This is a genomic window from Emticicia sp. 21SJ11W-3 (assembly GCF_024138715.1).
Lineage (GTDB): Bacteria > Bacteroidota > Bacteroidia > Cytophagales > Spirosomataceae > Emticicia > Emticicia fluvialis.
In genome coordinates this window covers 2,268,775-2,282,539 of the sequence record NZ_CP092074.1, presented here as the reverse complement: position 1 = coordinate 2,282,539, position 13,765 = coordinate 2,268,775, and the positions used below count along the sequence as shown (strand labels likewise).

The window sequence follows — 13,765 nt, the reverse complement described above, 5'->3', positions numbered from 1 at the left end:
CTTTAGGTTTTTGTCTATCAATTAAATCTTATATGCTAGTCAGACTCCTGTCGATGGCCATTTCAAGCCCTCTTAATTCTGCCAGACCTTTTAGGCGACCAATGGCCGAATAGCCGGGATAAGTCTTTTTGTTCAAATCGTCCAGAATCTGGTGTCCATGGTCTGGCCTCATTGGTATTTCGTAATCGTCAAGCCCATTCGCCTTTCTTTTTAACGCCTCCTTGGCTACAGCTTTCACAACTGCATACATATCTACGTCGCCATTCAGATGCGCTGCTTCATGAAAATCAAGCGGATTTGCTTCACGCCGGGTGGTTCTCAGATGCAGAAAATGAATGCGGTCTCCCAATCGTTCAATCATACCCGGCAGGTCATTATCCGGCCGAACCCCCAAAGACCCCGTACAGAATGTAATACCATTATTGCGGATGTTGCAGGCGGCCATGAGTTGTTTCAAGTCGTTTTCAGTACTAACCACTCTGGGCAGCCCTAAAAGTGGTTTCGGAGGGTCATCCGGATGTACACATAAGTTGATGCCAACCTCTTGGGCTACAGGTGCCACCTGTTGGATGAAGTAATACAGATGCTCACGCAGCTCGGTATCTCCTATTTGTTTGTATGCATCTAAAAGCCCCTGAAAAGTGGCCAAATCAAAAGCTTCCTCCGACCCTGGCAAGCCCAGCAAAACTGTATTGGTAAGGGTATGTATTTCACTGGCCGACATGGCCTGCATTTTATTCAATGCACCTGTTTTCACTTCATAGGTGTAGTCTTTTTCTGCGCCGGGGCGTTTCAATATATATAAATCAAAAATAGCAAAATCTTCCCATACGAATCTTAAAGCCTTACCACCGTCTGGCATTTCATAATTAAGATTGGTTCTTGACCAGTCAAGCACAGGCATAAAATTATAGCACACCGTTTTAATGCCACACAACGCCAGATTTCTGAGGGAAGTTTTATAGTTTTCAATCCACTTTTCTCGTTCAGGCAATCCCTTTTTTATATCTTCATGTACAGGAAGGCTTTCAACCACCAGCCATTTTAAGGGCGTGAACTTATTATTATCGGCCTCAACTATCATTTTTCGTTCTTCTATTGCCTCAACTGTCCAGATTTCACCTACCGGAATCTGGTGCAAAGCCGTAACGATGCCTGCGCATCCGGCCTGCCTGATATCCATTAATGAAACCGGGTCGTTAGGCCCAAACCATCGCATGGTATGAATCATACTTTTTTCTTACTTATTTTAATTTAAATCTGTTGAAAACGGAGAAGCCGGAAGCCCCTCTTTGTTATATAAATTAGCTGATGCCGGGTTATCTGCCCAGGCATAACGTACGGCTATGGGTTGTTTTACCTCATAGCTCCAAACTACTATTTTATGGCCCTTTATGCGGGCATTTGCCCAGACATATTTTTTGTCGGCACCGGCTATGGCAAAATGCTTTAATTGTGGTTCACCCTTTGCCATTAAACCGGAGCCGGTATGGCTAAAGGAAAGAACAATTTTATTTTTACGGATTTGCATTGACTGATAAAGCGGGCCGGAAGATACCAGCTTTTGTTCGTCATAAGCCAGTTTTCTGGCCGCCAAAGCAAGTCTTTTGCCTATGGTTTGCTTGTCAAGCGGGTGGATATCGTTCCATTCACCGGCGTCAATGGCCACAGCCATAGCAGTATTAGTTACGCTTAGTGCCAGCCTTTGTTCTTCTCTCAGCTGCGCCCACTGGCTTTCTGTGGGCTGGCTTTTTGTTTCCATAAAATTGGCAAGCTGCACATAAATAAAAGGGAAATCTCTCTGATTCCATTTTTGCCGCCAGTTAGTAATCAAGGTAGAAAAAAACGATTTGTACCCCGATGGATTGCTTGTATTGGATTCGCCCTGATACCAGATAACACCTTTGATGCCGTAATTGATAACAGGCGATATCATGGCATTGTAAAGGCCTGCAGGTTTGTACTGAAAAAAAGTTACGTCGGCCAGGGGTTCTTGTCGTGTACCCAGTTTATACTGCCATAATCCAGCGAGGTTTATAGAGGCATCGGCCGTTCTGATTTCATAGTTTTTATCTTTAATGAACCCTCCGCGTCCGGATGTATTGATTACCCTTGCTACTATTATGTTTTTTCCGGGTTTAAGAAGCCCTTCAGGTATCTGGTATCTTCGGGGTGGATACTGATACCCAATGGTGCCAACGAACCGACCGTTAACGTAAACGGAGTCGCTGTCTACAATGCGTCCCATAAAGAACCTGGCAGCTTTGCCAGCCATTGAGGCAGGCACTTCAATTTCTTTTCTGAACCAGACTACGCCGTTGGTATTCGGCAGGCCCTGGTTATCCCAAAAATCGGGCAAGTTCATGGTTTTCCAGCCAGAGGCATCATAATCAACCTCAAACCATTTTATCTGCCCATTCATGCCTTCATCATTTCTTCTGAGTCTGGTGTACCATTCTCTGGAAACTGCGTTTTCGTGTCGTCTGATTCTGTTTACATAACTACTGTCTTTAACCTGATTGAGCAAAGCCAGTGACCCGGGAAACTCCCTGAGGCCGTCTTCACTTATCCAGGCATCAACGGGTGTGCCTCCTACGCTGGCATTTATCAGCCCCACAGGCACGTTGTATTTTTCAAAAATATCTTTAGCAAAAAAATAGGCGGTGGCAGAAAACCGCAAGATGTTTTCTGGGGTGGCTGTCTCCCATCTACCGGACTGAAAATCATCCAGCGCCGCGTTAAAATCAAACCGGGTAGGTATAAAAAAATGACGTATCTGCGGATTGTTGGTGGCTGCTATTACGTCTGCATATTTTTCTTTCACTCTCTCTAATGGCAATACCATATTTGACTGCCCCGAACAAAGCCATACCTCGCCCACCAAAATGTTAGTCACCAGCAGTTCGTTTTCGCCTTTAATTTTCATTTCATAAGGGCCGCCTGCTTTGGGTGTGGCAATGATGGTTATCCATTTGCCGTCTGCACCGGTGGTTGGATCATAAACCTGACCATTAAAAGTTACACTAACTTTTTCTGCAGGGGCGCCCCACCCCCAAACTTTTACTTTTGATCGCTGCTGCAAAACCATACCATTGCTGATTAGACGCGGGAGTTTCACGATGGCCTGCGAATCTCTGAAGCAGCAGATAAGAAAAAAAATTACAAACCTGGTAAGGGCTTTCATGCGTTAATACTGACAAAGGTTTTGTTCGGGCTGTAAAAATGAGGGTGGTGAAAAACACCACCCGATATTGTCTAAAAACAAATGTATGAATATAAAATTAGGTACTTTTTTGGGTGTATCCAGTCGGATACTGTCTCATGGCGATGATGGTTGGTAAGAAGTATTTCTTCAAATAATACAATTGAATTGATTGTATCAGACGCTCCTTAACCGGTTACAGCCATGTATATTATGGCTAATTTTGTATAAATGAAAGATTTAAATAGCTATTTTTAATAGTTTTGAGCCAGGCATCTATCGGTTGCGTTTCCGGAAACGTTTCCGTACCAAAAAGTATTTTTACAGGCAGATTAGTATTGATTAATACATTTAAAACCAGCCCGGTTTAAAAACCCATTGTTAAAAATAATGGCTGAAACCAATATTGAAATAATCTAATTTGAATGACACCTTGCATAAAATGTGGTAATACCGACCAAATAGTGAGGGCCGGATTCGTCAGAGGGAAACAGCGGCTCTATTGCAAAGCATGCGATCTGTATTTTACGGTTGCAACAGACCATCAGGCGCAAGCCAAAAAACCTCGCCAGACAACCATTATTGATATAGCCAAGGTGCTTGGTATAGCTGCTTCGACGGTATCGCGGGCATTGAATAACAGCCCCGAAATCAATGAAAACACCAGAAGAGAGGTACTCAGGATTGCTAATGAAATGGACTATCGCCCAAATTTTCTGGCACAAAGTCTCAATCGCGGTGAAACGCATACCATAGGTGTGATTATTCCGGATATACAAAGGCCTTTTTTTGCCGGAGTAGTGGCTGGCATTCAGAAAGTAGCCACAGAAGCCGGCTACAGAGTAATGATTTGCCAGTCTAATGAATCACATCATACAGAAACCCTGAATGTGCAGGCATTGGTTACAAGCCGGGTAGATGGCTTGCTGATAAGCCATTCAAAAGAGACGAGTTCATTTGAACACGTTAAACTGCAATTGAAAAAAGGGGTTCCGATTGTGCATTTCGACCGGGTTTGTAACGAGGTTGATACCGCAAAGGTAGTTCAGCAGGACTATGAAGGCAGCTTTATACTTACCCGGCATCTGATTGAGCAAGGATATAAAAGAATTGCGGTTCTGGCAGGACCCGCCGACTTACTTATCAGTAAAAACAGATTAGAAGGATATAAGGCTGCACTACAGAAATACGGAATAGAATTTGATGAAAAGCTAGTCTTCTATAGCAATTTCAGTACCGAAGAGTCTCTGAAAGCGCTAGAATACTGGCTGGCCTTACCACAAAAACCTGACAGCGTTTTTACGGTTCATTATGGTAATGGAATAGAACTCATTATGGAGCTAAAGAAGAGAAACATAAAAATACCTGAAGAAATGGGCGTTGTTGCTTTTGGAGATGAGCTGATAGCCTCGTTAATAGAGCCATCGCTCACGGTCTTTCAGCAGTTTCCATTCAGCATTGGCGAAACCGCAGCACGTGTTTTAATAGACAACATCATCAATAAAGATAATTTCGAACCTTATACCCGAACCATAGAGGGAGAACTGATAATCAGGAAGTCCTCCCGCAGACGCTGATCGGTAAACAAGGGTTTTATAAAAACGTGGTTCTCTCGCAATCCTTTTTAATAAATGAAATACCTAGCCCGGAAGTTTGATTGACGAATAACGCAAATTCAGACTTTGAAGTCAACCTATAAGAGCGCCATCGGGTCATCAACAATTCTCAGGTTTTCATTAAAACTACAAATAAAGCTGATGTCTTCCTGGTTGATTTCAAAGTCAAACACATCAAAATTCTCTTTCAGTCGCTCCGGGTTGGCTGATTTAGGAATGGTAGATATACCAAGCTGCATTGCCCAGCGCAGGATAATCTGAGCAGGTGTTTTATTGTATTTTTGTGCTACGCTCAGCAATTTGGGGTCGTTCATGCGCTGCCCTCTTACCAATGGCGAATATGCCTGCAACTGAATGTTTTTTTCCCGGCAATAATTCAGCAGTTCTTCCTGAAACAGATACGGGCTGAATTCGACCTGATTCACGGCAGGCATCACAGTAGCTTCAATGGATAGTTCATCCAGGAAAGGTATCAGGTAATTCGCTACACCTATGGCTTTTACACGGCCCTCGTGATAGAGCCTTTCAAGCGCTTTCCATGTAAATTTTCTTGTCAATTTTATTGGCCAGTGCACCATATACAAATCAACGTAATCAAGGTTCATTTTCTGGAGGCTGGCATCAAATGCACGCAGGGTTTTTTCATAGCCTTGCTCGTCATTGTTTACTTTTGTGGTAATAAACAGTTCGTTTCTGTTTATGCCGCTTTGGTTTACCGCATTACCAATTTCGGTTTCGTTTCTGTACATACTTGCTGTATCAATTAACCTGTAGCCGGTTTCTAATGCATAAAGCACTGCCTGAACGGCTTCTTTTTTGTACATATCGTACACACCAAGCCCCAACAGCGGCATTTGCACACCATTGCTGAGGCTTATCATTAACTGTTTCGTTTGCATATTTACCAGTTTTTCAATCCTAAAAGTTTTTCGCCTAATTCGTTTAGCCCGGCCACGCTATATTTTGTTTGTTCCCATTTCCGGGGGTCGCCGGGGAAAGCATAACCTTCCGGAGCAATACGGTTTTTCCATGAGTTAATTCTCCATTGACGCAGGCTCTCATTATCTTCTTCTGCGGGCATCATAGAAATATACTGAGCTATTCTTACTTTGTCTGCTGAGCGGTTGGGTCTGATTCCGTGCGGCTGGCTGCTGTTGAAAATCAGTAAATCGCCGGCTTCTAATTTTACTTTTACCAGCTTATCTTCAAAGCCTGTAATATCTGGTTTAAATCTGTTCCGGTCTTCCGGCTGCGTTAGCTTCCATGTATCATAAGTACGAAAAAGTTCTGGAATACACTGAAAACCACCCATATTTTCATCGGTCTGGTCGGCCAATGCCAATACCCCCTGCACGTTCTGTGGTTTGGTTTCAGGGTCGTAGTCCCAGTGTATAAAACCCTTAAATTCATCTTGCGGCCTTAACGGGAAATTGAGATTCGCTCTGTCAATGGTAACCCATAGTTTTTCGGTGCCCCAAATATCAACAAAGGCATCATAAACCTTCTGCATCTGGCGGTTATTCCAGAGGTGCTGATTATTGTAAACCTCTACCATTCCGCTGCCAATCAGTTCTTTCATCTGCATATCGGCACGCGGGGCGGTATACCAGGTATTGGGGTTATTGGGGTCTTTTTCTTCAAATTCCCATATAAAACCGGCGGTTGCCAAAGCCTGTTCGCGCGGTACGGCATTTTTAATAACAATATAGCCATTTTTAATCCAGAAATCCCAGTCTTCTTCGCTTAACACTCTTAATGGTTTTCCGTTAGAGCGGTCGTTAAGTTTAATGGCGCTGCTGGTAGCTGTTGAGGGGTTACCCGGTATTTCTTTATGTGCATTGTTTTGCATTGGCTGAGCCATGGTGGGGGCCATCGTTGGTATCATGGTTTGTTCGGGTTCCATAATTAGTTCTATTTTTGGTTGAAATAATGATACAAATGTACAGACCCAGGCAAGTGCATTTCTACTCCGATAATTACCATTATTTGAACAATATTGACATTTTGTTTATATATTTAGGCAACCATTGAAAATAACAGACAATAATCACTGTACTTAATCGCTTTTCAATTGCTAACATTTTGTTTTTTTTAAATAAAACTGTGCTGAAGATTCGCTGAGTTTTTTCAGAACACACTCTGGTAAACTAATTGCCGGAGTACCACTCCGGCCTACGCTATGAAGCTCCATTTTGAAGAATTTACACCCGACTCAGACAGCTCATTCAGGTTAATTATTAACCCTCGCCTGAACGACGTCTTTTACTGGCATTTTCATCCGGAACTGGAACTGGTTTATATTGAGGGTGCCAATGGTACACGCCATGTAGGCGAGCACATTAGCAGATACGAAGAAAGCGACCTGGTCTTTATAGGTTCATACATACCTCATCTTAACTTTGACTACGGCGTAAAAACCGAATGCGAAAAAGTAGTAGTACAGATACGCCAGGATTTTCTGGGCAATGCCTTTGCCAATATACCAGAGCTATCGGCAGTGTATCAACTATTTGAGCAGTCAAAACATGGGCTGGCATTTGGCAAAGAAACCAAGCAGCAATTAAGAGAACGATTACTGAATCTTAAAAACCTGGGGCATTTTGAACAGTTTCTTGAAATACTAAGCATTTTACAGGTCTTGGCCCATAGCACTGAAAAGAATTTACTGCACAACAAACCTGTAGAAAACCAGCACAATAAAAAAGAACAGGAAAGGCTGAAACGCATTTACCATTTTATTGATGAAAACTATCAGCAAAAAATTGAACTTGACGATGTAGCCGCGCTGACAAACCTTAGTAAATCGGCATTTTGCAGGTATTTCAAAAAATTAACCAGGCTGCCCTTCGTTGAATTTCTCAACCATTACCGAATCAATCAGGCACAGAAATTACTGCTTCTGGATAAAAACGTAACAGAAACCTGCTTTGAATGCGGCTTTGAGAGTTTGTCTTACTTTAACCGAACCTTTAAAAAGGTTACCGGCGAAAATCCACTTGGCTTCAAAAAGCGATTTCTGCATAACGCAAAGTAGAAATTATATGATATTAAATACGTTTATACTTTCAAAATCAGCTACGGCACTTTAAATTTGATTTTCTCAAACTAAAGCACTAAACAATACTGTCTATCCATGAAAAAGACTTTGCCTTTTCTGGCGCTTCTACTTTTATTTAAAACGATTGGTTTTGCCCAGACACCCGCCAAAAGAACACTGAAGCCATCTGATGTTTACCTAATTCAAACACTGGGCGACCCACAGATTTCGCCCGAAGGCAAGTGGGTTGCTTATACCTTGTCTGCTGTGGATTCGACCAAAAATAAACGCAATGCCGATATCTGGATGGTATCGTGGGACGGAAAAGAAACCATACAGCTAACACATACACCCGATGGGGAGTCGCAGGGCAGATGGAGCCCTGATGGCAGATTCTTATCATTCGTATCGTCGAGAAATGGGCTTACAAGCAGCCAGATATGGCTGATGGACAGAAGAGGTGGCGAAGCCCGGCAACTGACAGATTTGAAAAAAGGTTCTTTGACAGACTACGCGTGGTCGCCGGACAGTAAAAAAATGGTGCTGGCTATTAAAACCCCTGCCGATACCGCAAAGGTTAAAACTCCGAAACCCATCGTAGTAGACCGATTCCATTTTAAGCAGGATGTAGAAGGTTATCTCACCAAAGCGCCTGTTCACCTGTATTTATATGATATAGCTACCAAAAAACTGGATACTCTTACTAAAGGCAATTTTGATGAAACCAACCCGAAGTGGTCGCCGGATGGAAGCCAGATTGCGTTTAGCAGTAACCGGACAGATGACCCCGACAGAAACTCTAATGCGGATATTTGGGTGGTTGATGCCAGACCCAATGCTCAGATAAAACAAATTACTAAATGGCCTGGCCGGGATTCTGGTTTTGAATGGAGCCCCGACGGTAAACAGATAGCCTATTTGAGAAGTACATCAAGCGAAAACTACATCATGTACGACCAATCCATATTATGCGTTGTTTCAAAAGATGGTGGAGACCCTAAATTATTGAGCCAATCTTTAGACAGACCCGTAAGCACTTTGCGTTGGGCCAAAGATGGCAATAGTATTTATGCCTTAGTAGCCGACGACCGCATTCGCTACGTGGCACAATTTAATGCAACAGATGGCAAAATGACCAAAGTAATGGGTGGTAACCGAAGCTTTGGAGGATTGGAAAGACACCCATCAGGCAGTTTTCTGACTACCATGAGCGACCCGCAAACACCATCAGAAATTTATGTACTTGAAAACAATAATTTACGAAAACTAACCACGCATCAGGAAAACTTTTTATCTAAGGTATCTTTGGCAACAGTAGAAGGCTTCACTTCAAAAAGCAAAGATGGCACGCTGGTGTCTAATATACTTTATCGCCCTGCCAATGCTGGTAAGTCAGATAAACTCCCAACTATATTCTTTATCCATGGCGGACCAGTAGCACAGGATGAGTATAGTTTCGACCTGGGCCGCCAGATGCTGGCCGCCGCAGGTTATGCCGTTGTGGCCGTTAATTACAGAGGCTCAACAGGCAGAGGTCTTGATTTTTGCAAGGCCATCTGGGCTGACTGGGGCAACAAAGAAGTAATTGACATATTGGGTGCCGCAGACTTCGTAGTACAAAACGGCATAGCCGACCCGACCAGACTGGGCATAGGTGGCTGGAGCTACGGAGGTATACTTACAAATTATACCATTGCAACGGATACCCGTTTCAAAGCGGCATCTAGCGGTGCGGGTGTGGCCATGATATCGTCTTTATATGGTGTCGACCAATACATTCTTCAATATGAAAACGAATTGGGCTCGCCATGGAAAAACTTTGATAAATATGTGGCATTGAGTTATCCGTTTCTAAAGGCAGACCGCATTAAAACGCCAACGCAATTTATGGTGGGCGAAAGCGATTTCAACGTACCTTCGGTTGGAAGCGAGCAAATGTATCAGGCGTTTAAATCATTGGGCATCCCGACAGAACTCATAATTTATCCGGGTCAGTTTCATGGCATAACCAATCCGGCCTTTCAGAAAGACCGGTTCGAACGTTATATCAACTGGTTTGACAAGTATCTAAAAAAATAACTTATAGGTTTAGGCAGCGGCTTTCATCCAAAAGAAAGCCGCTTTTTTATTTCTATCACTGTTTTTAAGGCTTTGTCACATTTGCTGGAAATGTACCTGAAGAATCCGTAATCTTGTCAGAAAAATACAAGATGATGAAAAACAGAATCAGAAGTTACGAATTAACATTAGTTACCTTGCTGGCAGGTATTACGCTCGCCAACTATTTATGGGAGGCTTTTAACATCAGTAATGATGCTATTTATGAAAATTACCAAAAAATATTTACAGCCAATGGATTGTCGTTCCATTATTTCACCAATGTGTTATCTCCCCGCATAGGCAGCATCATTTTTTTCTATATATTGTATTTAAGCCTGCATCTGTTCAGTATTCCTCAACTACTCATTACCCGCAATAAAAGCAATTTACAGTATTTCTGGCTCGGGGCATTTATAATTACAGTAACATTTTTACTGGCACTTAATGCGAATGTAGCTACCTATTTTGCGCATCCTTACCTTTTTAGCTATAAAGGGTATCAGTTTCTTGCTTTGTTCGGGTATAATGATGCTCCGCTTACCGATATCTTTTTTGGTTTTCAGAGAGCTTTTGTCTTTATCAGCCTTTATCTGATTTTTGCCTGCCTCAGAGAATACCTGATTCTGCTCATTCAAAAATCAGCAAAGAAAGAGTACCGCATTTTGGTTGCCAATCAAATAGCTTTAGCGATTGTAGTTTATCTGATTATACCGTTTTTTACTTTAACATTTATTAGTGGAGATAACCAGATTTTTTTTATTATCTATTTCTCAATTATTACGCCTGCTCTCTTTGTTTCGCTGACTAATATTTTCTTGATTTTTCCGTTGTCAGACTCAAAGCCCTTGCTGAATATCCGCACCATTGTGCTAACCATTGCGTTCTCATTATTTTATACTTTTTTGTGTTTGCTTCTATTCCGGCGGTTTGCTCCATTGCCACTTTTCATCACCTCATGGATAGCCCAATTATTGATGGTAACACCTATTAGCTGGCTGATTTATACAATGCAAAAAGACAAGTTGCTGCAATTAAGAGGCACCGAAAAAGCGTTGGTGAAATCGAAGGCTGATTTACAGTTCTTGCGTTCGCAGATAAATCCGCACTTTTTGTTCAATGCCCTTAATACCTTGTATGGTACTGCTCTGATAGACGGTTCAAAACGAACAGCCGAGGGCATACAAAAACTCGGAGACATGATGCGCTTTATGCTGCACGAAAACCACCTGGATTTTATACCTATGAGTAGCGAAATCAACTATCTGAAAAACTACATCAGTTTACAAAAACTGCGTATACAGACCAGCCCGAGTATTACTATTGAAGAAAACATTGCAGAGCAAGGCTGTAACCATGTAATTGCCCCTATGTTGCTGATTCCGCTTGTTGAAAACGCATTTAAACATGGGGTTCACCTCTATGAACCATCCTGGATAAAAATCAGACTGAATTGTGACGACCATAGTATCAGGTTTGAAGTACGGAATAGCATTCATACTGCCGCTGACAATGACCCTGAAAAGGAACACTCGGGTATTGGCTTGGTAAATGTGCGGGAAAGATTACATTTGTTTTACGAAAACAAACATGAACTTCAAATCGAGTCTGACGGAAATGAGTTCAAAGTCGTATTAATCATCCATCCGAATCAATAAATTATGCTGAACGCCATTGCCATTGATGACGAACCCATAGCGCTGGAAATTATTAAAAATCTGGCAGCTCAAATCAGCTTTGTTAATTTGTCGGCCGGTTTTACCAAGGCTGCTGAGGCAATATCATTGATGCAGACTCAAAAAATTGATTTGTTGTTTCTGGATATAAAAATGCCGGGTATTTCTGGCATTGAATTGGTAAAGGCTTTGCCGCACAACCCATTTGTGATATTCACCACCGCCTACAGCGAACACGCCGTGCAAAGCTTTGAACTAAACGCCATTGATTACCTGCTGAAACCGTTTTCATTTGCCCGTTTCTTACAAGCCTGTACCAAAGCCAATGAGCTATATGAGGTGCGGAACAACCGGCAGTATAATGAAGTTGCGCTTCCGGCCATATTTATTAAAAGCGGATATGAACAGATTAGGGTAGACCTGGCAGATTTACTCTATGCCGAAAGCACGGGTAACTACATAAAATTTGTTACAGACAAACAAACTGTCATTTCAAGACTTACCATGACAGAGGCCGAATTGCTATTGCCGGCCAAGGCGTTCATCCGTATTCACCGATCATTTATTGTGGCGCGCAAAAAAATCATTAAGACAGACAAAAGGTGTGTCTGGATTGGAACCAAAGAATTACCTATCGGCGCAGCATACAGCAATGAATTAGAGAAGTTTATTCTGGCGCACGCTAAAGCATAAATCTCAATTATCATTATTACGCATTAAATTTTTATCTTATGAGAAAGATAATGGCAGCGCTTTGCCTTTTGGTAAGCCTATCAAATACAATTATCGCCCAAAGTACCTCGCAAAAGCTGGATGAACTGATGAGCGCATATACCCAAAACCGCGAGTTTAACGGGTCCGTTCTGGTGGCTAAAAAGGGTAAAATATTATTAGAAAAAGGATATGGGTTTCAGAACCTGCAAAAAAAACTAAATAACAATACTGCTACCCTCTACCCCATTGCCTCTGTAACCAAAACCTTTACAGCCACTTTAATACTAAAGCTGGCTGAAATGAAACAATTATCGTTACAAGACAAACTGAGTAAATATTATACTGATTATCCGCTGGGAGATAGCATAAGCATTGAACAACTACTAAGCCATACGGCGGGCATTTATAACTACACCAACAACAGCGACTTTATGTTTAAAGAAGCAACCAGGCACGCAAGCCAGGAAAGAATGTTATCTTTATTTAAAGACCAACCGCTTGATTTCCGACCTGGTAAGGGCTGGAATTACAGCAACTCAGGTTACATCCTTTTAGGATACATTATTGAAAAAGTAAGTGGCATGTCTTATGAAAAAGCAGTAAGAAAATACCTTTTCACACCGGCAGGTATGGTAAACAGTGGGTTTGATTTTGTTAGCCAGCCGGAAGATAAGATAGCGTTGGGTTATTACTCAGACTCCGGAAAAGACTATAACAAGCTGGCTCCACTGTATGATTCGTCGGTTGTATTTGCGGCAGGAGCGATTTATTCTTCCGTTCAGGATTTATACAAATGGCATAAGGCTTTACAGCAAAATCAGATTATTAAAATCCAGACGTCAGCCAAAGCCTATACACCAGTAAAGCAGAATTATGGATACGGCTGGATAATTGATTCAGTTTTTAGTAAGCGCGTAGTATCTCATAGCGGAGGCATACCGGGTTATAGAAGTAACTTTGCCAGAATTGTAGAAGATGATGTTTGCATTATTCTGCTGAACAATACCGAAACCCCCGGAATGAGTATCATAACCAGAAATATTCTGGCTGTTTTGTTTAACCAGCCGTACAAACTACCAAAAGTTAAGCATGTAGTAAAATTATCGACCGATATATTAGCTCAATACGCAGGTTCCTTTGAGGTTGAGCAACAGAAACTGGTCATTGATTTCAGGATAGAAAATGGTATATTAATTGCCTACCCTGTTAATGGGCCCAGGTCAGTTCTGGCGGCAGCAGACGAAACCAACTTTTTCGATATTGAGCAGGAAGCCGTAGAGATATCTTTTGCAAAAGATGAAACCGGAAAATACAATAAACTAAAATTGGATATTGGTGGCATTATCAGAACCGGACACAGGATACGCTAACCATTAATAAACAAAAAATCAGCGCTGGCTTTAACAAAATGGCCAGCGCTGAT

Annotated in this window: 10 protein-coding genes; 6 read left to right on the top strand and 4 right to left on the bottom strand. The window is 42.0% G+C overall.

What is annotated here, in order from left to right:
• Nucleotides 1–28: 28 nt before the first annotated feature.
• Together uxuA and MB380_RS09640 are read right to left on the bottom strand one after the other, a co-directional pair.
• Nucleotides 29–1,231, bottom strand: a complete 1,203-nt coding sequence (gene uxuA, locus MB380_RS09645; RefSeq protein WP_253534973.1) for a mannonate dehydratase — start codon at nt 1,229–1,231, stop codon at nt 29–31.
• Nucleotides 1,232–1,249: 18 nt separating this feature from the next.
• Nucleotides 1,250–3,184, bottom strand: coding sequence for a sialate O-acetylesterase (locus MB380_RS09640; protein WP_253534971.1), 1,935 nt, complete (start codon nt 3,182–3,184; stop codon nt 1,250–1,252).
• Nucleotides 3,185–3,627: 443 nt separating this feature from the next.
• Here MB380_RS09640 and MB380_RS09635 point away from each other — a divergent pair, with 443 nt between their 5' ends.
• Entirely contained in the window at nt 3,628–4,779 is a 1,152-nt protein-coding gene (locus tag MB380_RS09635; RefSeq protein WP_253534969.1) for a LacI family DNA-binding transcriptional regulator, read from the top strand.
• A gap of 116 nt (nt 4,780–4,895) precedes the next feature.
• On the opposite strand, the gene MB380_RS09630 is transcribed toward MB380_RS09635, so the two are convergent.
• Entirely contained in the window at nt 4,896–5,717 is an 822-nt protein-coding gene (locus tag MB380_RS09630; RefSeq protein ID WP_253534967.1) for an aldo/keto reductase, read from the bottom strand.
• Nucleotides 5,718–5,719: 2 nt separating this feature from the next.
• The gene (locus MB380_RS09625) at nt 5,720–6,721 is read right to left on the bottom strand and encodes a phytanoyl-CoA dioxygenase family protein (protein WP_253534964.1); all 1,002 of its coding nucleotides are present in this window, start codon (nt 6,719–6,721) and stop codon (nt 5,720–5,722) included.
• A 276-nt stretch (nt 6,722–6,997) separates the two neighbouring features.
• Here MB380_RS09625 and MB380_RS09620 point away from each other — a divergent pair, with 276 nt between their 5' ends.
• The 5 genes from MB380_RS09620 to MB380_RS09600 all read left to right on the top strand — a co-directional run bounded on the left by MB380_RS09620 (nt 6,998) and on the right by MB380_RS09600 (nt 13,712).
• On the top strand, nt 6,998–7,852 hold the full coding sequence (locus tag MB380_RS09620) for an AraC family transcriptional regulator (protein ID WP_253534963.1): 855 nt from the start codon (nt 6,998–7,000) through the stop codon (nt 7,850–7,852).
• A 99-nt stretch (nt 7,853–7,951) separates the two neighbouring features.
• Nucleotides 7,952–9,934, top strand: coding sequence for a S9 family peptidase (locus MB380_RS09615; RefSeq protein ID WP_253534960.1), 1,983 nt, complete (start codon nt 7,952–7,954; stop codon nt 9,932–9,934).
• Between the two features lie 131 nt (nt 9,935–10,065).
• Nucleotides 10,066–11,610 (top strand): sensor histidine kinase, encoded by a 1,545-nt coding sequence (locus MB380_RS09610; protein ID WP_253534958.1) that lies wholly within the window; start codon nt 10,066–10,068, stop codon nt 11,608–11,610.
• Nucleotides 11,611–11,613: 3 nt separating this feature from the next.
• A complete protein-coding gene (locus MB380_RS09605) occupies nt 11,614–12,321 on the top strand; it encodes a LytTR family DNA-binding domain-containing protein (protein WP_253534956.1) in 708 nt (235 codons plus the stop codon).
• A 38-nt stretch (nt 12,322–12,359) separates the two neighbouring features.
• A complete protein-coding gene (locus tag MB380_RS09600) occupies nt 12,360–13,712 on the top strand; it encodes a serine hydrolase (protein ID WP_253534954.1) in 1,353 nt (450 codons plus the stop codon).
• The last annotated feature ends 53 nt before the right edge of the window (nt 13,713–13,765 follow it).